The following is a 20,965-nucleotide window of genomic DNA, read 5'->3' on the forward strand; positions in this document are numbered from 1 at the left end:
CTTGCATCCCCGATGGTTAGCATGAAATCCTGCCTTCATGAGCCGGTTGATCGACAGGGATTCGCAGGCGGAGACCGCTCCGTCGCACGATGTGCGTTTCGCGCGCCCCTCCACCGCGCTCGCGGACTGCCTGGCCGGCTATCACAGCTATGACATCCGCCTTCCGGCGGGCGAGACGCGCGAGGAGATCTTCTTTCCCGCCTGGGCCAATATCCGCTTCAAACTCTCCGGAAACGACTGGGCGATGCGTTACGGCAAGGCGCGGATCGATCCCATCCCGATGCCCGCGCTGTTCGGGCCGACCTCTTGCGCCGGCTTCGCCGAATTCTCGGGCGGCCATATGTTCGGCGTCGGCATCACGCCCGTCGGCTGGGCACGGCTGATCGGCGGCGACGCCAGCCGCTTCACCGATGCGATCGTGCCGCTGGAGACGGTGCTGGGCGCGGATGCCGCGATGCTCGACGAACGGATCGCGGCGAAGGCAGGTGATTTCGAGGCGATGGTCGAGACGCTGGAGACCTATCTGCTGGCACGGCTGGCGCGATCGCGCCCCGCCACCGCCGAACTTGCCCGCATCATGGACCTGCTCAACAATCCGGGCATCGAAAGCGTCGAGCAGGCGGCCGCGCGGCTGGCGATGCCGGTCTGGCAATTCACCCGGCTCTGCCGCCGCAATTTCGGCTTCGCGCCCAAAAGGCTGATGCGCCGCGCGCGCTTCCTGCGCACGCTGATGACGCTCCGCGCGCCCTCACCGCTGCCCTGGACCGAGCGGATCGAGGAAAGCTATCATGACCAGTCGCATTTCATCCGCGACTGCCATGATTTCCTGGGCATGGCGCCCGGCCAGTTCCTGGCCCGCGCCCAGCCCGTCGCCAACACCTCCTTCGCCGAACGCACCCGGGTGCTGGGCGCCCCCGCCCAGGCCTTGCAGCGCGCATCCGACGACGACAGCCGGAACTGACGGGAATCGCATCGCGCGGTCTTGTCGAGGCGTCCGATCGCTCTATCTGATCTGACGATGGCCGATACCAACGCTCCCTCGCCCGCCGCCGCCGTCGACGCCGCGGCCCCGCTCATCGAACGCGCCAAGCTGTTCGGCAATCCAAGCCGGGCGGCGGGCACGCTCAGCCCGGACGGGAAGTGGCTGAGCTGGATCGCGCCGCGCGATGGCGTGCTCAACATCTGGATCGCGCCATCCGCCGGCCTGACCGACGCGAAGCCGGTGACGGCGGAGACGGTCCGTCCGATCCGCGAGCATCTCTGGGCGCCGGACAGCCGATCGGTGCTCTACATCCAGGACAAGGGCGGCGACGAGAATTTCCTGCTTTATGGCGTCGACATCGCCACGGGCGTCGAAACCAACCTCACCCCGTTCGAGAATACACGGGTGATGCTGGTCGGATCCTCGGTCACCATCAAGGACCGCATCCTGATCGGCCTCAACAATCGTGATCCGCACTGGCACGACATCCACAGCCTGGACCTCAACAGCGGTGCGCTGACCGAACTGATCCGGGGCGACGGCTTTGCCGGTTTCCTCGCCGACGACACGCTGACGCTGCGGCTGGCGGTCGGCCCCAACGAAGCGGGCGGCATGGATTATTTCCGGGTCGTCGACGGCGTGGTCGAAGACGAGCCCATCGCCTCCGCCGGCCTGGAGGATGCGCTGACCACCAGCCCGGCCGGTTTCACCACCGATGGCAAGACGCTCTACTGGATCGACAGCCGGGGCCGGAACACCGCGGCGCTGATCGCGCAGGACGTCGCGTCCGGCGACAGCGTCATCGTCGCAGAGGATGCGCGCGCCGATATCGGCGGCGTGCTTTCCGATCCGAAGACCGGCGTGATTCAGGCCTATTCGGTCGATTACCTCACCACCGAATGGACGGCGATCGATCTCGGCATCGGCGAGGATCTGGCTTTCCTGGAAGCGCGCCTGCCCGGCAAGATCGCCGTCACCTCACGCACCGAAGCCGACGACAAATGGACGGTCGCGCACGATGCCGTCACCGCATCGCCCGCCGTCTATCTCTACGACCGGACCGCGAAGACACTCGACCAGTTGTATGTCAGCCGGCCCGAGCTGGACGGCGCGCCGCTGGTTGCCATGCACGCGCGCGAGATCCCCGCGCGCGACGGGCTGACATTGGTCTCCTATCTCTCGCTGCCGCCGGGCAGCGATATGGATGGCGACGGGCGGCCCGATTCCCCGCTGCCGATGGTGCTGCTCGTCCATGGCGGGCCATGGGCGCGCGACGCCTATGGCTACAACCCCTATCACCAATGGCTCGCCAATCGCGGCTATGCCGTGCTTTCGGTTAATTTCCGGGGCTCGACCGGCTTCGGCAAGGCCTTCATCTCCGCCGCCGACCTGCAATGGGGCCGCAAGATGCATGACGACCTGCTCGACGCGGTCGCCTGGGCCGAACAGCAGGGCATCGCGCTGCCGGGTGGGACCGCGATCATGGGCGGCAGCTATGGCGGCTATGCGACGCTCGCCGGCCTCGCCTTCACGCCCGACATCTTCGCCTGCGGCGTCGATATCGTCGGGCCGTCCAACCTGGAGACCTTGCTGGCGACCATCCCGCCTTATTGGGAGGCAGCGCGCCAGCAATTCCACCAGCGCATGGGCAATCCCGAAACCCCGGACGGGCTGACGATGCTCAAGGAGCGTTCGCCGCTCCACAAGGCGGGCGACATCCGCAAGCCGCTGCTGATCGGCCAAGGCGCCAACGATCCGCGCGTCAACCAGGCCGAATCGGACCAGATCGTCACCGCGATGAAGGCGCACGGCATCCCCGTCACCTATGTCCTGTTCCCCGACGAAGGCCATGGCTTCGCCCGGCCCGAGAACAACATCGCCTTCAACGCGATCGCCGAGAATTTCCTGCAAGCCTGCTTGGGTGGCCGCGCCGAGCCGATCGGCGGCACGGTGAAGGCGTCGAGCGCCGAGATACCGGAAGGCGCCGCATTCACGCCGGGATTGGAAGCCGCGCTGAAATAAAATCCTCCCCTTCAGGGAGGATCTTTATTCCGCGAATCGTTTCCGGGCTTCGGTCATCCGCGCGATGCCCGCGTCGATCGTCTCGTCACGCTTGGCGAAGCAGAGCCGCGCGACCGATGCCACGGGATTCTCGGCATAGAAGGCGGAAACCGGGATCGCCGCGACGCCGCCTTCGCGCACCAGCATCTGGCAGAATGTCTCGTCGTCCATATGGATGCCCGATCCGGGCAGGTCGATGGAGAGGAAATAGGTGCCCTGGCTGGGGAGCACCGCCCATCCCGCCGCGGACAATCCGGCGGTCAGCCGGTCGCGCGAGCGCGCGAGTTCGGCGCGCATCTCGACGAAATAATCCTCGTCCTTGCCCAGGCCATAGGCGACTGCGGCCTGCAGGCTGGGGGGCGTGGTGAAGGTGAGGAACTGATGCGCCTTGGCTAGCACGCGCGTCAGCGCCGGGGCCGCGACCATCCAGCCGACCTTCCAGCCGGTGACCGAGAAGATCTTGCCGCCCGATCCGATCTTGACCGTGCGTTCGCGCATGCCCGGCTGCGCCATGATCGGCTGGTGCGCGCGGCCGTCGAAGATCACATGTTCCCACACCTCGTCGCTGACGACGATCGCGTCGTGCCGCACCACCCATTCGGCGAGCAGCGCCAGATCCTCTTCGGGCCAGACGCTGGCGGTTGGATTGACGGGATTGTTGATGACGACGAGCCGGGTCTTCTCGCTGAACGCCTCCTCCAGCGCGGCTTCGGTCAGCCGCCATTCGGGCGGCTGGAGGCGAACGAAGCGGGGCACGCCGCCCGCGCGCAGCACCAGCGGCAGATAGGCGTCGTACATGGGCTGGATCAGCACCACCTCGTCGCCCGGCGAGACCAGCGCCAGGATCGCGGCGGCGAGCGCCTCGGTCGCCCCCGACGTGACCGTCACTTCGCTCTGCCAGTCGAGATCGAGGCCCTGATGGCGCCCATAATGATCGGCGACGGCTTTGCGCAATTCGGGCAGCCCGGCCATCGGCGGATACTGATTCGACATGGTCGTCAGCGCATCAGCGGCGGCGCGCACCACATCGGGCGGTCCGTTCGAATCGGGAAAGCCCTGGCCGAGGTTGATCGCCCCGGTCTCGCGGGCAAGGCCGGACATGACCTCGAAAATGGTGGTGGGCATGGAAGCGTAGAGCGGGTTCATGCCGACTCCTTAAGCCATTCCATCGCCGGCGTCATGACCACCACGCGTCATTCCGGCGAAAGCCGGAATCTCTTTCCAGAAGAGGTGCTATACGTCCGGGAGATGCCAGCTTTCGCTGGCATGACGGGTATAACGGACTGTATGGGGCCATCATGGCAACCGTCTCCCTCCCTGAAGCGCGCCGGACGATCGTCGCGGTCGGCCGCTGGCTCGATTCGAAGGGCTGGGCGCCAGCCACTGCCGGCAATTATTCGATGCGGCTGGACGACGGCAGCGTCGCGATCACCGTTTCGGGCCGCCACAAGGGCCGACTGGGCGAAGAGGATGTGATGCGCGTCGACATGACGGGGGCGTCGCTCGACGGCAAGAAGCCCTCCGCCGAAACCGCGCTGCACATGGCCATCTATCGCGATTTTCCGGAAGCTGGCGCGGTGCTGCACAGCCATTCGCCCCAGGCCGTCGGGCTCAGCCGCGCCTTTCCGGAGGCCATCGGCTGGACGCTCGCGCAGCACGAGATGCTCAAGGTCTATCCGGGCATCGCCACCCATGATCTCAGCCGCACGCTGCCGATCGTTGACAACAGCCAGGACATGGCGGTGATCGACGCGGCGATGGCGCCCCGCCTGCTGGACGCCGATGCGCTGCCCGCCTATCTCATCCGTGGGCACGGGCTTTACGGCTGGGGTGCCGACATGGCGGAAGCCGAGCGCGTGATCGAGGCGACCGAATGGCTGATCGCCGCCGAACTGGCGGAGATCGGCTTCAGGAACGGGAGCAAGGCATGAGCAATCTCCAGATCTTCGCCGAAAGCGGCGAATTGCTGTCCGAAACCGGCGATGGCGATGCGATCGCGCAAGCGCTCGACGGGATCGGCGTCAGTTTCGAACGCTGGCCGACACGCGAAACCGACGGCAACATCCTCGCGGCCTATGCGCCCGAGATCGATCGATTGAAGGCCGAGGGCGGATACCGGTCGGTCGACACGATCAGCCTGGGGCCGGACCATCCCGATCGCGACGCGCTGCGCGCCAAGTTCCTGTCCGAACATATCCATGCCGAGGACGAGGTGCGCTTCTTCGTCGCGGGCGAAGGGCTGTTCACGCTTCACAGCCATGGCCGCGTGTTCAACATATTGTGCACCCAGGGCGACCTGATCCGCGTGCCCGCCGGCACCAGGCACTGGTTCGACATGGGGCCACGCCCCAGCTTCACCGCGATCCGGCTGTTCATCAATCCCGAGGGCTGGGTGGCACACTTCACCGGCGACGACATCGCCGCGCGCTTTCCGCGCCACGAACCGGTCGCCGCCTGAATGACCAAGGCCGTGCTGACCGATATCGAGGGAACGACGAGCAGCATCGCGTTCGTCACCGATACGCTGTTTCCCTATGCCAAGGCCCATCTGCGCGATTTCGTCGAGAGGAATCGCGAGATTTCCGCCCCACTGCTCGACGCGGTCGGTGCCGAGGAGCCCGGCGATCCCGTCGAGACGCTGCTGCGCTGGATCGACGAGGATCGCAAGGCGACGCCGCTCAAGACGCTGCAGGGCCTGATCTGGGCGGAGGGCTATGCCGATGGCACGCTGAAGGGGCATGTCTATCGTGACGCCGCCGATGCGCTGCGGCGCTGGCACGATGCCGGCGTCGCGCTCCATATCTATTCCTCCGGCTCGATCGCGGCGCAGAAGCTGATCTTCGGCAACAGCAACGAAGGCGATCTGACGCCGCTTTTCTCGGGCTATTTCGACACGACCAGCGGCCCCAAGAAAGACGCGGAATCCTATCGGACGATCGCGCGGGCGATCGGCGAGGCGCCCGGCGACATCCTGTTCCTGTCCGACAATATCCAGGAGATCGACGCAGCGCGCGAAGCAGGCATGCAGGCGATCCATATCGATCGCGAAACCGGCGGCGGCGAGATGGCGAGCTTCGCGGGGATCGAGCTGTGAAACTGGAGGGCACGTACCGCCGGTCGATCCAGCGGACGGCCGATGGCCGCGGCGCGCTGATCCTGGACCAGCGCAAGCTGCCCTGGACCGTGGAATGGGTGGAATTGCGCACGGCGGAGCAAGCCGCGATCGCGATCCGCGACATGTGGACGCGCGGCGCGCCGCTGATCGGCGCCACCGCCGCTTATGGATTGGCGCTGGCGCTGGCGGAAGATCCGGACGGGCTGGATGCGGCGCACGCGATGCTGCTCGCCACGCGGCCGACCGCAGTCAATCTGCGCTGGGCGCTCGATGCGGTCGCCGATGCGGTGCGTGCGCTGCCGGCCGAGGAGCGGGCCGAGGCCGCCTTCGCAAAGGCCGATGCGATCTGCGACGAGGATGTCGCGCTGTGCCGTGCGATCGGCGAGCATGGCCTGGCGCTGCTGCGCGACCTGCACGCCCGGCATCCCGATCGCCCGGTCAACATCCTGACCCATTGCAATGCCGGCTGGCTGGCGACCGTCGATTACGGCACCGCGACCGCGCCCATCTATCTGGCCCACGAAGCGGGCATCCCCGTCCATGTCTGGGTGGACGAGACACGCCCGCGCAACCAGGGCGCGCTGCTCACCGCCTTCGAACTCGCGGGGCACGGGGTGCCGCACACGGTGATCGCCGACAATGCCGGCGGCCTGCTGATGATGCGCGGACAGGTTGATGCGGTGATCGTCGGCACCGATCGGGTGACCGCCAACGGCGACGTCTGCAACAAGATCGGCACCTATCTGAAGGCGCTGGCCGCGCATGACAGCGGCGTGCCCTTCTATGTCGCGCTGCCCTATACGACCTTCGATCCGCACACTTTGTCCGGCGCGGACGTGCCGATCGAGGAACGCGACCCCGGCGAACTCACGTCATTGTCAGATGGCGAAGCGAGCGTCCGCGTCACCCGATCGCAGGCCTACAACCCGGCTTTCGACGTGACCCCCGCCCGGCTGGTGACAGGCTATATCACCGAGAGCGGCGTGAAGGACCGGATCGGCTGATCGGCCATCAGAAACCGGCCGCGCGCCGAAGCTCCCCGCGACGGACCTTGCCATTGGGCGTGCGCGGCAGGTCGTCCACGAAACGGATGATCCGCGGATATTTATAAGGGGCGATCGCCGCCTTGACGTGGTTCTGCAACTGCTCCGCCAGATCGTCTCCGGCGGCGGCATGCGGCGCCGCGATGACGAGCGCCGCTACTTGCATGCCCCGTTTGGAGCACGGCACGCCCACCACCGCGCATTCGGCGACCGCCGGGTGCGACATCAGCGCCGCCTCCACCTCCGGTGCCGCGATATTATAGCCGCTGGAGACGATCATGTCGTCGGCACGGCCGACATAGGTGAAATAGCCATCGGCGTCGCGGCGATAGATATCGCCGGTGACGTTCCATCCGCCCGCGACATAATCGGCCTGGCGCGGATCGTCGAGATAGCGGCAACCGGTGGGCCCCTTCACCGCCAGGCGGCCCATGCCCTCCGTGATCGGCCGGCCCGCATCGTCGAGCAGCGTCACCCGATATCCAGGCACCGCGCGGCCGGTGGCGCCCGGCCGGATATCGTCGCCCGAAGCGCTGATGAAGATGTGCATCATCTCGGTCGCGCCGATGCCGTTCACCAGCTTCATCCCCGTCGCGCGCGATGCCAATCGTGCCAGATCGCCTCGGGCAGATTTTCGCCCGCCGACACGCAGCAGCGCAATTTTGAAGGAAGACCATCCGCGAGCATGCCCAGCATCGCGCGATAGCCGGTCGGCGCGGTCGCCATCACGGTGGCGCCCAATTGCGTCGCGGCATCGAGCAGCGCCCTGGGGCCAGGGGTCTCGATCGTCGCGGCTGCCCCCCCGAAACGCCATGGAAAGATGAACTGCATGCCCAACCCGAAGGTGAAGGCGAGCGGGGCCGAGCAGATCCAGATATCGTCGGGACGCGGATCGAGCAGGTTGGCGGCGAAACTGTCGGCACAGGCCAATATATCGCGGTGGAAATGGACGCAGCCCTTCGGCACGCCGGTGGTGCCGGAGGTGAAGGCGATCAGCGCGGGATCGTCGCGATGCGTGTCGACCGGCACGAAGCCCGGTGCGATCTGCCGAAGCTGCTGCTCCAGCGCGCCACCGCCGGCATCACCGTCATAGGTCAGCACCGATCGCATGACCGGCGACATCGCCGCCGCCGCCGTGAAATCCCCGATCGTCCGGCTGTCGACGATCGCATGGGAAATCGCCCCCTTGTCGATGATCTTGGCGATCTCGCCCGCGCGCAGGATCGGCATGGTGGCGACAGCCACGCCACCGGCCTTCAGGATGCCGAGCCAGGCGGCGATCATCATCGCCGTGTTGGGACCGCGCAACAGCACCCGGTTTCCCGGCACAAGGCCTTCCTGTTCGACGAGCAGCCGGGCGATCCCGTCGGAGAGAGCGCGCATCTCGCCATAGCTCCAGCGTCCGGCGGCGTTGATGACCGCGAGACGATCGGGATCGCCCCTATCGATCAGCAGCGACGCCGCGTTCATGCGCGCGGGATAGCGGAGTGCCGGCAGGTCGAAACGGAATTCGGGCTGCGCTTCGGCCGGCGGCAGGCGATCGATCACGAAACGGTCGATATGGGAACTCTTCATCACCCCTGCCCCTGAACCGACGATCCTGCGATGCGACGATGCAGCGCGAAGGCGATCACCGTCAGCACCAGCCAGGCGGCGCCGATCATCACCGAAAGCCGCCAGACTCCGCCCGCCAGCATCATCGTCACGGCGATCGCGAGCAGCCCGGCCAGGCCGGCCAATTGGGCGAAGGGGGACAAGGGCGCACGGAATGCCGATGAGGGCGCCTTGCGGCCACGGCGGAAACGGAGATGGGTGATCAGGATCAGCGCCCAGGTGAACAGGCCGCCGAACAGAGCGATACCGAGCAGATATTCGAAGGCGCGCGGCGTGAGCAGCGCGGTCGCGGTGGCGACCACTATGCCCAGACCCGATGCCAATGTCGCCGGTGCCGGCACCGCCGCCGCATTCAATGTGCCGAACCGCGCCGGAGCCTCGCCGGCGCGCGCCAGCGAGAACAGCATGCGGCTGGCCATGAACAGGCTGGAATTCATCGCCGACAGCGCCGCGCACAGCACGACGAAGTTCATGACCGTCGCCGCGCCCGCGATGCCGAAACCCGCGAACAATTTCACGAACGGGCTTTGGTCGATCACGTTGGCGCCGCTGCTCGACCATGGAACGACGGCCAGGATGATCGCGATCGACAGGATGTAGAAGAGCGCAAGCCGCGCCAGCAGCGTGCGCATCGCCCGCGGCACCGACACGCCGGGATCGCGCGCTTCTCCGGCCGCGACGGCGACCATCTCGATCCCGAAGAACGAGAAGATCGCGATCATCGCGCCCATCCATACGCCGGCCATGCCGAAGGGCAGCGGACCGCCGTCGACCCAATAGTTGGACAGGCCGATGGCCGGGGCACCGACGCCCAGGATCATGCCCAGACCCAGCAGGATGAAGGCCAGGATGGCAACGACCTTGATCGAGGAAAGCCAATATTCGATGCTGCCGAAATTGCCGACCGCGCGCGTGTTCACGAAGAGAATCGCGAGGCCGGAGGCGAGCGTGGGCAGCCAGACCGGCAGATCGGGCGCCCAGAACCGCACATAATGGCCGACCGCGACGGCCTCGCTGCCGATCAGGATCACCATTTCCGCCCAATAGGTCCATCGCGCCATCCAACCTGCGAGCGGCGACAGATGGATTTCGGCATAGGTGCCGAACGAGCCAGCGGTGGGGTTGTCCACCGCCATTTCCGCGAGCGCATACATGACGACAAGCGCTATCGCCGCCGCCATCGCATAGCTCAGCAACACCCCCGGTCCGGCATAGCCGATCGCCAGACCGCTGCCCATGAACAGGCCGGTGCCGATCGCGCCGCCGATGCCGATCATGGTCAACTGGCGCTGGCTCAGGCCGCGTTTCAGCCCCTTCTCGCGCGCCTGCGCCACTTCTGACGAAATCCCCGTCACCCCTGCCATCCTTCCGGCGCCACCAGGGCGCACATCTCCAATGCCGGAACCTGTTTGTTCCGGCCGATTTTTCCGTTCGTCATCTGCTCCACGCCGGCGTCTCCGAACGGCGCTTCCCGGTGCTATCTCGCGGCGAGCGCCGCCGCGGCATCGGCCAATGAACCGTCGGTCTTCACCGCCTTCAGGCAGATCGTCGTCTTGGTGTGCTGCACCCCGGGCAGCACGGTCAGATCATGGCGCAATATGGTGTCGAGCTGCTCGGCGTCGCGGCAGTAAAGCTTGATCAGATAATCCGCAGCGCCCGCCATCGTGCGGCATTCGATGACCACCGGCGACTTGATCACCGCAGCTTCGAACTCGGCGCGACGCGCCGATTCGATCACCACCTCCACATAGGCGGTCATCAGCAGCCCCAGCGCCGCCGGCGCCAGGGCGGCATGATAGCCCGTGATCGCGCCGGTGCGCTCAAGCTCCTGAACGCGTGACCAGCACGGCGTTTTCGACAAGCCCACCGTTTCTCCAAGCGCGGCGAAGGGCTGCCTTGCATCGCGTTCGAGTTCGGCGAGCAACTTGCGATCGATCTTGTCCATGCGACTCCCAGGGGCTGCCCCGGCGGTTACCGCTCCGCGCCGGCGGCGATGATCCTGCCGCCCGTCATCATGAAATATTCCAGCTCCATTTGCCATCGCGGCTCATATCCCCAATTCATGTCCCGTCAGGTGACGGCCGCGCGAACCTTGTAATCCTGGCGATCCCAGGCCCGCTCCTCCAGAACGGTCGCCAGCGTATCGACAGCACGCCAGATATCCTCGAATCCCAGATAAAGCGGCGTGAATCCGAATCGGATCGCATCGGGTGCGCGGAAATCGCCGACCACGCCACGCGCGATCAGCGCCTGGCACAGCGCATAGGCATCCGCATGGGCGAACGAGACATGGCTGCCGCGCCGTGATGCATCGCGCGGCGAGATCAGCGTCAGGCCCTGCCCGGCACAGCGGGCCTCGACCATCTCGATGAAATGATCGCTCAGCGCCCGCGATTTGGCCAGCAGATCGGCCGGCGAGACATCGTCGAACACCGCCACGCCCGCTTCCAGCGCGGCGAGTCCGAGGACCGGCGGGGTGCCGCACAGAAAGCGGGATATACCCTGGGCAGGCACATAGTCATCGTCGAACGCGAAAGGCGTGCCATGCCCCATCCAGCCACTGAGCGGCGAAGCCAGCTGATCCTGCAGCCGCTTCGCGACGTACAGGAAGGCGGGCGCGCCGGGGCCGCCATTCAGATATTTATAGCCGCAGCCAACCGCCAGATCGACATCGCAGCCATTCATGTCGACCGGCAAGGCACCAACGCTGTGGCTGAGGTCCCAGAGCACCAGAGCGCCCCGCGCGTGCGCGGCCGCGGTGATCGCCGCCATGTCGTGCATGGCCCCGGTGCGGTAATGGACATGAGTCAGCAACACGACGGCGGTGTCGTCGTCGATCGCTTCACTCAGCCGATCCGCGGTGACTGTCCTGACGGTGCGGCCGGGCAAGGTGGCGGCGACGCCCTGGGCGATGTAAAGATCCGTCGGGAAATTGCCGGGCTCGGTCAGGATGGTCGAACGGCCTGAACGATGCGTGCAAGCGGCGACCAGCAATTTGAACAGATTGACCGATGTGGTGTCCGCGACCACGACCTCGTCGGGCGCGGCGCCGATCAACCGCGCGATGCTGGCGCCGACACGCTGCGGCGCGCGGATCCAGCCATGCAGGTTCCAGCTGCCGATCAGGTCGCGCGCCCATTCGACGCAGACGGCCCGGTCCATGCCGGAGGCCGCGGCCACCGGGGCGGCGCCGAGCGAGTTGCCGTTCATGTAAACGACCCCCTCCGGCAGCGCGAATTGCGCGCGCTTGGCGCGCAAGGGATCCGCCATATCCAGCGCCAGGGCGGCATCGCGGTCGAGCGGATCGCCCATCAACGCCTCCCCTCCGCTCGCTCGCCCGAGGCGCTCCGGAAGATTGGGCAATGGCCGTCACGATACTGCGCTGCGCGCGCCGGCCGGGCGGATTTGATGCGGGCTGGATTCATGGACAAACCATATCCCAGCATCAAAAGGTTATCGTTCTTATTATCCCACGAATTGACAAAACATCATAACGTCTGGCCTGTATATCGTTCAATATGAAGAACGATGTTCTTCATTTCGAATCGACCGCGGCCGGCGCACCTGAACGCACGGTCCCGAATCGGAAGGGCCTCGGGGACCGTCCGGAAATGTGCGGAAGAGCGCATTTCCAGAGCCGCAGACACTCAGAAGCCGATTCGTCCGCTGATCCCATAGGTGCGCGGTTCGCCATATTCGACAAGCTGGGTCTGGAAGAAATCGAAGACGCGATTGTCGATCCAGCGTTCGTCGAACAGGTTGCGGCCCCAAAGGGCGAGCGACCAGTGCTTGCCGTCGCCCACGAGTTCCACGCGCGCATCGACGGTGGTGCGGGCATCCAGCTTCTGCGCGGCGATATTCTCCGGCCCCGAAAACGCACCGGACTTGTGGCTGAGCTGCGCCGACAGGTCGAGGCTGCCGAAACCGACCGGCACCGAATAGGACGCCCCCGCCGACGCGGTCAGGCGCGGCGCGTAGGGCAGCCGCTTGCCGTCCAGATCCACGCCCGGTCCGCCGCCATCGGGAAAGCGATCGAACTCGGCATGGGTATAGCCGAGATCGGCGGTCAGCAGCAGGTTCCTGACGGGCGCCGCCTGCACGCTCGCCTCCGCGCCCCAGCTCGTCACCTTGGCGGCGTTGCGGAGCTGGAGCGAGGTCTGGCCGAAGCCGATATCGACGAACTGGTTGATCTGGTAATCATCATAGACCGCGTAGAAGGCGGCGGCGTTGAAGCGCAGCGTGCGATCGGCATTCTCGGTCTTGAAGCCGACCTCGCCCGAATCGACCCGCTCGGTCTTGAACGGCACGCCATCCAGGGTCAGCGGCAGGCTGATGAAGTCGACGTTCCAGCCGCCGCTCTTGAAGCCGCGCGCATATTTCACATAGGCGTTGGAGCGTTCGGACAGCTTGAACGACAGGCCGATCGTCGGATCGAAACTGTCGACCGAACGGGCATCGTCATAGTCGGGCAGCGATGCCAGGCCGAGCACCGCCGGGGCCGAGATCGCATAATCGGTGATCTTCAGCTTTTCATGGCTGAAGCGCGCGCCGAGATTGAGCGTGAGCCGATCGCTCAATTCCCAATCGGCCGAACCGAACGCCGCATAGGATTTGGTCTTCACCCGCGCGCTGACGATACCGCCGGGGCCAGGCTGCAGTCCGAGGCCCAGGAAGCCGATCATCGACCCGCCCGAAACCACGCTCAGCGACTTGGCCGATTCGTCGAAATAATAGAGGCCGGCGACGCCGCTCAGCGGCCCGCCCTTGCCGAAGGCGACACGCACTTCCTGGCTGAACTGGCGGAAGCTCTGGTCGAAATCGATGAAGAAGAAATCGAACGACGCATAATCGAGATCGTTGGTGCGATCGTAGCGCGTCCAGCGATAGCCGCTGATCGCGGTCAAGGTCGCGCTATCCGAAAGATCCCAGTTGAGCGTCGCCGAACCGCCCGCCAGCTCGATCCGCTGGCGCGGATCGCGATTATAGGGCGTCCGGAACGCGCCCGGCTCCTCCGACGGACCGGTGCCGAATGTATCGGTGATCGCCTCGCCCGCCTGCTTGTTGCTGCGATCGCGGCTGTAATCCGCCGCCAGATCGAGACGGACACCGTCGCTGAGATCGGCGCTCAACTGCGCGCGCGCGCTGGTGCGATCGATATTGTCGAGATCGGTGCCCGTGGGCACGTTGAGCGTGAAGCCGTCGCGTTCGCGGTGCGAGGCCGAGACGCGCAGCGCCACGCCCTCACCCAGCGGCGCATTCATCATGCCCCGGATCTCGAACAGATCCTTGTTGCCGATGCCGCCATCGACCCGCCCCTCGAACACCGATCCCGGACGTTCGGTGACGATGCTGACCGCGCCCGACACGGTGTTGCGGCCGAACAACTGGCCCTGCGGACCGCGCAGCACCTCGATCCGGGAAATATCGAGCGTATCCTGATTGATCGAGGCGAACTGCCCGGCATAGACGCCGTCGACATAGACGCCCGCGCGCGTCGAGAAACCGATATTGCGGCCGCCACCGCCGACGCCGCGAATGAAGATGGTATCGATCGCGCCCTGGCGTTCGACAGAGAAATTGGGAACATAGCGCGACAGATCGCGCAATTCGTACGATCGCGTCGCCGCCAGCGTCGCCGCGTCGACCACGCTGATCGAGATCGGCACATCGACCAGCGCCTGTTCGCGCTTCTGCGCGGTGACCACGATATCATCGAGCGCACCGGTATCGCCGGCCGCATCCTGTGCGTGCGCCGCGACCGGCGCGCAGATCATGGCGATCGCAATCGCCCGTATCGAAACCATCTGTCCCTAATCCCATTGGCACGCGCCAGAACGGCGCGCGACGACCTTCTCCGACAATGGTTAACGGATAAGGAATTAGGATTTGGTTACCCGGTGGCAATCAGGCCAAGCCGGTCGCGCCGCACCCAGCGCAGCACCATCAGAACCGCAACCGCCGCAAGCCCGCTCGCCAGCCCCAGCCAGATGCCGATGCCGCGCAACCCCAGCGGAAAGGCCAGTACGGTGCCGACGCCGATTCCGACCACCCAATAGCCGAAACCGGCATAAAGCATCGGCACCCGCGTATCGTGAAGCCCACGCAAGACGCCCGCCCCCACGGCCTGCGCGCCGTCGACGATCTGGAACAGGGCCGCGATCGCGAGGAATGACACCGCTAGCCGAACGACCAGCGCATTGGCCGGATCGCGAAGATCGAGGAAAACGCCGATCAGCAGGCGCGGCGCGCCGATCAGCACCGCCGCCGCCAGCACCGAAAAACCGAAGGCGATGGCGAGCGACAGCCAGCCGGCACGCGCCACCGCGCGCGCATCGCCGCGCCCCTGCCAGAAGCCGACACGGACCGTCGCCGCCTGGGCAAGCCCCATCGGCACCATGAAGGCCATGGCGGAGATCTGGATGGCGATCGCGTGCGCGGCGAGTGACGGCTTGTCGATCAGCCCCATCAGGAACACTGCCGCGTTGAACACCGTCACTTCGAAGGCGAGCGTCACCGCGATCGGCAGGCCGAGCGCCCACACCGCCCGATAGCGCGGCCAGTCCGCCACCCAGAAACGGCCGAACAGCCGGTAACGGCGGAACTGGCGATCGGTGACGACCACCGCCGACAAGCCCAGGAACAGCAGCATATTGGTGAGCGCGCTCGCCAGGCCGGCGCCCGCCAGCCCCATTCTCGGCATGCCAAGATGGCCGAAGATCAGGATCCAGGCGAGCAGCGCGTTGGTCGGCAGTCCCGCCACCAGCACGCCGACGGCCCAGCGCGGCCGTTCGAGCGCGGAGACGTAATTGCGCAGCGCGAGGAAGAAGAGATAGGGCAGCAGCCCCCATTGCAGCCAGCGCAGCATCGTGCCCGCCATCGCGGCAAGCGCCGGATCCTGATCCATCAGCAGCAGGATCGCCTCGCCGTTCCACATCACCGCCCACAGCGGAAGCGCGATGGTGACGGCCGCCCAGCACGACTGGCGGACGGTGCGCCGAACGTCGCGAATCGAGTTGAAGCGGCGGCCGCGCTCGCGCGCGATCATCGGCGACGCGGCGGTCATCAGCCCCATGCCGAAGATCATGCAGGCGGTGTAGAGATTGACGCCGAGCGCGGCGGCGGCGAGCGAATCGGCGCCGAGCCGGCCGATCCAGATCAGGTCGGTCGCATAGATGGCGGACTGGGCGAGATTGCCGAAGATAAGCGGCAGGGCGAGCAATATCGTCGCCCGCATCTCCGTCCGCCATTCATGCTGCGCCGTCACGGCCGTCATCGTCCCGCCCAAATCCGTGGCCGCGCTCTATGCACGCAAGCGGCGCCAAGGTGAAGGTTCAGCGGCGCAGGTCGGACGGCCGATCGATATCCGCGAGCATCGCCGCATCACCGGGCACCAGCACCGCACCCCGCAACAGGCCCCGCGCCCCGCGATCACCCTCCAGCGCAAGCAGTGCGCGCGCCGCATCGCGTGAGAACAAGGCGGGCGGCATCGCCTGCCCGTCGAGCGACGAGGCAATGATCGCTCCATCCGACGCCAGCAGCGCACGCAGATGCGAAGCGGGGACGAACGGCATGTCGCCGAGCATGACCAGCACCGCATCGACATCCTGTTCCAATGCATGCGCCACGCCGAGCCGGATCGAATGCGATTGGCCCCGTTCGGACGCATCGTTGATCACGATATCGAAGCCGGGAAGCAGCGTCACGGTCGTCCGAGCGCAGACTGCGACAAGCCCGCCGAAACCGAAGCCGGCGATCAGCGCGGCGGCATGTGTCACCAGCGGCCTGCCATCCAGTTCGGCGTGCAGCTTGTCCGCCGGCCCGAAACGTGCCGAGCCGCCCGCCGCGAGCAGGATGGCGGCGACGCGGTCAGCCGCGATCATTAGGGTCTAGCCCCTAAATGCCGCGACCATGCCGGCGGCGATCGATAGCGCGATTTCCGTCGGACCGATCGCGCCGATATCGAGGCCCGCCGGCCCATCGATCCGCGCCAGCGCTTCCGCCGGCACCCCGGCGGCAGCCAGTCGTTCGAGCCGCGCCGCATGGCTGCGCCGCGATCCCAGCGCGGCGACATAGCCGGTCGGCGCAGCGAGCGCGGCGATCAGCGCGGGATCGTCGATCTTGGGATCGTGGCTGAGCGTCACCACGGCGGTCGCCGCATTGGGGCGGCGCACGGCGACAGCATCGTCGGGCCAGGCATCGTCGAGCTCAGCCCCCGGAAAGCGCTCCGCCGTCAGGAACCGGCCACGCGGATCGATGATCACCGGCGTCACGCCGATCTCGCGCGCCAGCCCGGCCAGCGCCTGCGCAATCTGCACCGCGCCGACGATGAACAGACGGCGTGGCGGCAGGTAACGATTCTGGAAGCCCTGCCCGGCACCTTCCAGGCTGTGGCCGCTTTCGAGATCGGTCGAGACGATGAGCGTATCGCCCTGTGTCCTTGCGGCCGCGATCCGATCGAACAGGTCGGGCGCAAAGCCGATCTCGGAAACCGGCTGGACGAACACGGCGATTTCGCCGCCACAGGGCAGCCCGACTTCCCAGGCCGAGGCATCGGCGACACCGAACCGCATCAGCCGCGCCGGCGCGCCCGCGATCACCTCCGCCGCCGCGTGCAGGATCTCCGCCTCTACGCAGCCGCCCGATACCGATCCCTCGAACCGCCCATCTGCATGGACGATCAGATGGCTGCCGACCGGCCGCGGCGCCGATCCCCAGGTCAAGACGACGGTCGCAAGCGCAAGCGATGCGCCGCGCCAACGGCGCGCGGCGTCCAGGATGATGTCTATATCGGCCATTCCCCCTCCTTAACGCCGAGTGGCGGGGAGAGGGAAGCCATGCTTTACGAGGTCAGAGCCCGAGGCTGAGCGAGACGCGGAACGCCAGCGCGACGCGACCCTGCTGCTCCTCCGCGCTCGCTTCGCCGCCAAGCTGGAAATCGCCCAGCCCGCCAACGGCGCGGAACTTGCCGACCCAGCCATCGGTGCGCTGTTCGGGCTCCAGCGTGAAACGCTCGCCGCCCTTGAACTGCGCGATGGTGGCGCCGAGCGCGCCGCCGACGATCTGGCGGCGCCCGCCTTCGAGTTCGAGGCGCAGCCAGGTCGCATCGGGTTCGCGGCTGCCGAAGTTGAGGCCCGCGGCGACGCTGCCCGTCGCGGCCAGTTCGTCGCTCTTGCGCCCGAGCACGGTCAGGTTGAACGCGTCGCCGCCGCCGGTTTCGGTATAGCCCTTCTCGTCGAGCTTGTAATAATCGATCGCCGCCGCCGGGCGGAGCGAGAAGCGGCCGAAGCGCAGTTCGTACGAGAGCCCGCCCGAGGCGGAGTAGAGCTTGCCGTTCCAGGCGCCGCTCGCCGTGCGCGAGACCGTTTCGGTGCCGAGGCGGCCGCTGAACACGCGCACGCCGTCGAAATCGATCTGTGCGGCAGAGACGCGCGCAAAGGCGTTGAGCCCGCCCCATTGGCCGCGCCAGTGCGCCGCCAGCTCGATCTGGTCCGCCGTCACTTCGTTCGACACATCGCCATCGGAATCCTTGCCCGAGAGATAGGCGATCGACAGGCCGACATTGCCGAACCCGCCGGTCTTGATCTCAAGTCCGCCCGACGCGCCCCAGCCGGTGATGTCGTAGGACGAGGTCTTGCCGATGCCCTTGGACGTGCCCCAGGCGACCTGCTGCAGCCAGAAGCCCCAGCCACCCTGGTCGCTCATCGGCGCATTGGGATCGGCCAGGTAACGCGCGGTCGCGCGCGAGCCCTGCGTCACCGTTTCGAACGCGCCGCCGGCATGATCGGGCAACATGCTGGCGACCGCACGGCGGAAATCATCGCCATTGGCATAACCCAGGAAGACGTTGGCGACCTTGGCGTCGCTATCGAGCACCTTGAAGATCGCGTCATAGGCGCTGGCCTGCGAGCGATTGAGACCGAGTTCGGCGGTGGTCTTGCGCGCGACGTTGAGCTTGACCTCGCCCGCCGCATCGTTCGCGGTGACGTTGCTCTTGAACATGAAGGGCAGCGCCGCCGCTTCGCTCGCCAGATTGGCGCCCCCGGTCATCGATCCGGATTTGACGATCAGATATTCGCCCTCCGCATCGCTGACGTTCGCGAGCGATACGGCGACCTTGGATCCGGCCGCGAAATTCGCGGCGCCGCTCACCAGATACTGGGTGAACTTGTTGGCCTGCGCATCGATGTTCACGCCGATCGTGCCCTGGCCGCTCACCGCAAGCGACGAGACCGCGACAGCATTGGTGCCCTGCACGAGCAGCTTGCCGCCGCTGACATTCACGGCGGCGCCGGTGCTGTTGAGCAGCGTGCCGGTGAAGATCGAGGTGCCACCGAGCGTCAGGCTGTCGGCGCCGCCGCCGAAATCGAGCGCGCCGGTCATCGTCGAGGTTCCCGAAAGCGCGATCGTGTCGACGCCGGCACCGAAGGTGGCGTTGCCCGTATATTTGGCGTCGCCGCTCAAGCTCAGCCGGTTGTCGCCCGCGCCGAATTTGGCGGCGCCGGTCACGGTGCCGTCGGCGATATCGAGCGTATCGGCGCCCGCGCCGAACAGGATGTCCCCGCTGATGACGGGCGCGGTCGCGCCGCTGGCGACCGCGACCTGCTTGACCGTCGCGCCCGCATTGTTCGCGGAAAGATCGATGGCAATCGCATTGCCGCTCTTGCCCGTGGCGATGATCGATCCGCTGGTCTCGACAAGCGCGAGCTTGCCCGCCTTGTCGGAGATCGCGACGGCGGTGCCGTCGCCGGCCGCATCGGCCTGGATCCGGCCGGTATTGGCAAGCGAGCGGACATCGCCGCCGGCATCGATCGCGACGGCGCGCACCAGCGAGCCGGCCGCATTGCCGCCCGCCGCCGTGATCACGCCGGAGGTCTTGATATTGGGAACGCTGGCGCCGCTGCCGATGCGCAGCGCCGTGGCATTGGCGGAATTGGACGAAGCGGAGACCGTTCCGGTGACGGTGACGCCGCCGGCGACCGTCACGTTTCCGCCCAGCCCGCCGATCACGAGGCCGTTCGCCGCGACATCCTTGTAGACGCCGGCGCCGGTGATCGTGCCGTTGACGACGATGCCATGGCCATCGGCATTGCCTCCGACCGCGCCGATCGTGGTGGCGGCGCTGTCCGATCCGATCTGGACCGCCGGCGCCGCGCCATAGGAGATGACGGCCGCCGTGCCTTCATTGGCGTCGGGGATGCCGTCCTTGTCCTCGTCCGCATCGTCCTTGTTGTTGTCCGCGGGCGGAACCGCGAAGACGATGCCGCCGCCGACATTGCCCGAGACGCGCAGCGCCGGGCCGCCCTGAAGCAGATCGTCGGCGTCGAGCTTGCTGACGTCGCTGGGTGCGCTGGTCGAACGATAGCCGGAGGACGAGATCGCGCCCTGGATCACAAGCGCGCCGCCGACATTGCCGTCGATGGCGACGCCGACCGCATTGGCCCCGCGCGCCGATACCGCCGACTGGATCTTCACGTCGCCGCTGACATTGCCGGTGCGGATACCGTAGCTGCGGTCACCGGTGACCGCGATGGTGCCCCCGGTGTGCGAGAGCGATCCGGTGAGCGGCCCGCCCAGCGCGATGCCCGCGCTGTCATTGCCCTCGACCGTGATGGTTCCGCTATTGGCGACATTGCCGGTGAAGGCGCCGGCGGTGCGGATGCCGAACCGGTTGCTGCCTTGCGCGAAGGGGCCGTCGAGATCGCCGTCATTGTCGGTGTCGGTCGCGGTGTAATTCTCGTCGATCGTGATCGTGCCGCTGTTGGTGATGCCGCCGGAAACATTGGCATTGGCGAGAATGCCCGTCGCGTCATTGGCGCCGGTGATCTGGATGGTGCCTTCATTCTTGACGCTGTTGTTGCTGTCGATGGTCACCGCCGTGCCGCCGGCGGGCTTCACCGATCCTGCAGAGGTGATGCGGATATCATCGGCCGCGCCGCTCTTGATCGTCGATGTCGCCGCCGCCGTGGTGCGCGCGGTGTCAACCACCGTCTCCGCGCGCAGCGGGGTCGTGGCCGCGAGCAGGGCGATCGGTGTCAGGCAGGTGCAGGCAAGAAGAGTACGCATTTGAGCTCCGTCTTTGGGCAGCGGAGCAGGCGTGCGCGCTCCGTGAATGCCCGCATGACGGCGCGGGACGACCAGACCCGTAAGAAT

At 66.6% G+C, this 20,965-nt stretch carries 16 protein-coding genes and 1 pseudogene; 6 read left to right on the plus strand and 11 right to left on the minus strand.

The window, feature by feature from the left end; genetic code table 11:
- Positions 1 to 37 precede the first annotated feature (37 nt).
- Complete coding sequence (locus tag K7G82_RS16680) at positions 38 to 961, plus strand: AraC family transcriptional regulator (RefSeq protein WP_222991047.1); 924 nt, start codon at positions 38 to 40, stop codon at positions 959 to 961.
- A gap of 57 nt (positions 962 to 1,018) precedes the next feature.
- On the plus strand, positions 1,019 to 3,004 hold the full coding sequence (locus K7G82_RS16685; RefSeq protein ID WP_222991048.1) for a S9 family peptidase: 1,986 nt from the start codon (positions 1,019 to 1,021) through the stop codon (positions 3,002 to 3,004).
- Between the two features lie 24 nt (positions 3,005 to 3,028).
- Here the strand turns inward: K7G82_RS16685 and K7G82_RS16690 are convergent, their stop codons facing one another.
- The gene (locus K7G82_RS16690) at positions 3,029 to 4,189 is read right to left on the minus strand and encodes an aminotransferase (protein ID WP_222991049.1); all 1,161 of its coding nucleotides are present in this window, start codon (positions 4,187 to 4,189) and stop codon (positions 3,029 to 3,031) included.
- Positions 4,190 to 4,341: 152 nt separating this feature from the next.
- Here K7G82_RS16690 and mtnB point away from each other — a divergent pair, with 152 nt between their 5' ends.
- From mtnB to mtnA, 4 genes are read left to right on the plus strand one after another with little or no spacing between them, the layout of a single operon-like run.
- Positions 4,342 to 4,974 (plus strand): methylthioribulose 1-phosphate dehydratase, encoded by a 633-nt coding sequence (mtnB, locus tag K7G82_RS16695; protein ID WP_222991050.1) that lies wholly within the window; start codon positions 4,342 to 4,344, stop codon positions 4,972 to 4,974.
- Entirely contained in the window at positions 4,971 to 5,501 is a 531-nt protein-coding gene (locus K7G82_RS16700) for a 1,2-dihydroxy-3-keto-5-methylthiopentene dioxygenase (protein WP_222991051.1), read from the plus strand. Before mtnB ends, K7G82_RS16700 begins: the two co-directional genes overlap by 4 nt.
- The gene (mtnC, locus tag K7G82_RS16705) at positions 5,502 to 6,137 is read left to right on the plus strand and encodes an acireductone synthase (RefSeq protein WP_222991052.1); all 636 of its coding nucleotides are present in this window, start codon (positions 5,502 to 5,504) and stop codon (positions 6,135 to 6,137) included.
- Positions 6,134 to 7,162: an S-methyl-5-thioribose-1-phosphate isomerase gene (mtnA, locus tag K7G82_RS16710; RefSeq protein ID WP_222991053.1), complete on the plus strand. Its 1,029-nt coding sequence runs from the start codon at positions 6,134 to 6,136 to the stop codon at positions 7,160 to 7,162. The genes mtnC and mtnA overlap by 4 nt, the downstream gene beginning before the upstream one ends.
- Before the next feature lie 7 nt (positions 7,163 to 7,169).
- On the opposite strand, the gene K7G82_RS16715 is transcribed toward mtnA, so the two are convergent.
- From K7G82_RS16715 to K7G82_RS16755, 10 genes and pseudogenes are all read right to left on the minus strand, one after another.
- A complete protein-coding gene (locus K7G82_RS16715; RefSeq protein WP_425517291.1) occupies positions 7,170 to 7,634 on the minus strand; it encodes an AMP-binding enzyme in 465 nt (154 codons plus the stop codon).
- A gap of 30 nt (positions 7,635 to 7,664) precedes the next feature.
- Positions 7,665 to 8,776: pseudogene (locus tag K7G82_RS29830) on the minus strand (AMP-binding protein); the annotation flags it as partial.
- A complete protein-coding gene (locus K7G82_RS16720; RefSeq protein ID WP_343228595.1) occupies positions 8,776 to 10,170 on the minus strand; it encodes an amino acid permease in 1,395 nt (464 codons plus the stop codon). The gene K7G82_RS16720 and the pseudogene K7G82_RS29830, both read right to left, overlap by 1 nt.
- 122 nt (positions 10,171 to 10,292) lie before the next feature.
- Complete coding sequence (locus K7G82_RS16725; protein WP_222991056.1) at positions 10,293 to 10,760, minus strand: Lrp/AsnC family transcriptional regulator; 468 nt, start codon at positions 10,758 to 10,760, stop codon at positions 10,293 to 10,295.
- A 125-nt stretch (positions 10,761 to 10,885) separates the two neighbouring features.
- Positions 10,886 to 12,127 carry a kynureninase gene (kynU, locus tag K7G82_RS16730; RefSeq protein WP_222991057.1) on the minus strand — a complete coding sequence of 414 codons (1,242 nt, stop codon included), beginning with the start codon at positions 12,125 to 12,127 and terminating at the stop codon, positions 10,886 to 10,888.
- A 335-nt stretch (positions 12,128 to 12,462) separates the two neighbouring features.
- The gene (locus K7G82_RS16735) at positions 12,463 to 14,619 is read right to left on the minus strand and encodes a TonB-dependent receptor (RefSeq protein WP_222991058.1); all 2,157 of its coding nucleotides are present in this window, start codon (positions 14,617 to 14,619) and stop codon (positions 12,463 to 12,465) included.
- An 86-nt stretch (positions 14,620 to 14,705) separates the two neighbouring features.
- The gene (locus tag K7G82_RS16740) at positions 14,706 to 16,088 is read right to left on the minus strand and encodes an MATE family efflux transporter (protein ID WP_222991059.1); all 1,383 of its coding nucleotides are present in this window, start codon (positions 16,086 to 16,088) and stop codon (positions 14,706 to 14,708) included.
- A gap of 58 nt (positions 16,089 to 16,146) precedes the next feature.
- A complete protein-coding gene (locus K7G82_RS16745) occupies positions 16,147 to 16,695 on the minus strand; it encodes a nucleotidyltransferase family protein (RefSeq protein WP_222991060.1) in 549 nt (182 codons plus the stop codon).
- 6 nt (positions 16,696 to 16,701) lie between these two features.
- Entirely contained in the window at positions 16,702 to 17,610 is a 909-nt protein-coding gene (locus tag K7G82_RS16750; protein ID WP_222991061.1) for an XdhC family protein, read from the minus strand.
- Between the two features lie 52 nt (positions 17,611 to 17,662).
- On the minus strand, positions 17,663 to 20,878 hold the full coding sequence (locus tag K7G82_RS16755; protein ID WP_222991062.1) for an autotransporter outer membrane beta-barrel domain-containing protein: 3,216 nt from the start codon (positions 20,876 to 20,878) through the stop codon (positions 17,663 to 17,665).
- Positions 20,879 to 20,965 lie beyond the last annotated feature (87 nt).

This window comes from Sphingomonas colocasiae, from assembly GCF_019880585.1.
Taxonomy (GTDB): domain Bacteria; phylum Pseudomonadota; class Alphaproteobacteria; order Sphingomonadales; family Sphingomonadaceae; genus Sphingobium_A; species Sphingobium_A colocasiae.

Excerpts from the sequence above, each read along its gene's own strand:
- K7G82_RS16680 (WP_222991047.1), top strand. The coding sequence starts at position 38 with ATGAGCCGGTTGATCGACAGGGATTCGCAGGCGGAGACCGCTCCGTCG.
- K7G82_RS16685 (WP_222991048.1), top strand. The coding sequence starts at position 1,019 with ATGGCCGATACCAACGCTCCCTCGCCCGCCGCCGCCGTCGACGCCGCG.
- K7G82_RS16690 (WP_222991049.1), bottom strand. The coding sequence starts at position 4,189 with ATGAACCCGCTCTACGCTTCCATGCCCACCACCATTTTCGAGGTCATG.
- mtnB (WP_222991050.1), top strand. The coding sequence starts at position 4,342 with ATGGCAACCGTCTCCCTCCCTGAAGCGCGCCGGACGATCGTCGCGGTC.
- K7G82_RS16700 (WP_222991051.1), top strand. The coding sequence starts at position 4,971 with ATGAGCAATCTCCAGATCTTCGCCGAAAGCGGCGAATTGCTGTCCGAA.
- mtnC (WP_222991052.1), top strand. The coding sequence starts at position 5,502 with ATGACCAAGGCCGTGCTGACCGATATCGAGGGAACGACGAGCAGCATC.
- K7G82_RS16715 (WP_425517291.1), bottom strand. The coding sequence starts at position 7,634 with ATGGGCCGCCTGGCGGTGAAGGGGCCCACCGGTTGCCGCTATCTCGAC.
- K7G82_RS16725 (WP_222991056.1), bottom strand. The coding sequence starts at position 10,760 with ATGGACAAGATCGATCGCAAGTTGCTCGCCGAACTCGAACGCGATGCA.
- kynU (WP_222991057.1), bottom strand. The coding sequence starts at position 12,127 with ATGGGCGATCCGCTCGACCGCGATGCCGCCCTGGCGCTGGATATGGCG.
- K7G82_RS16735 (WP_222991058.1), bottom strand. The coding sequence starts at position 14,619 with ATGGTTTCGATACGGGCGATTGCGATCGCCATGATCTGCGCGCCGGTC.
- K7G82_RS16740 (WP_222991059.1), bottom strand. The coding sequence starts at position 16,088 with ATGACGGCCGTGACGGCGCAGCATGAATGGCGGACGGAGATGCGGGCG.
- K7G82_RS16745 (WP_222991060.1), bottom strand. The coding sequence starts at position 16,695 with ATGATCGCGGCTGACCGCGTCGCCGCCATCCTGCTCGCGGCGGGCGGC.
- K7G82_RS16750 (WP_222991061.1), bottom strand. The coding sequence starts at position 17,610 with ATGGCCGATATAGACATCATCCTGGACGCCGCGCGCCGTTGGCGCGGC.
- K7G82_RS16755 (WP_222991062.1), bottom strand. The coding sequence starts at position 20,878 with ATGCGTACTCTTCTTGCCTGCACCTGCCTGACACCGATCGCCCTGCTC.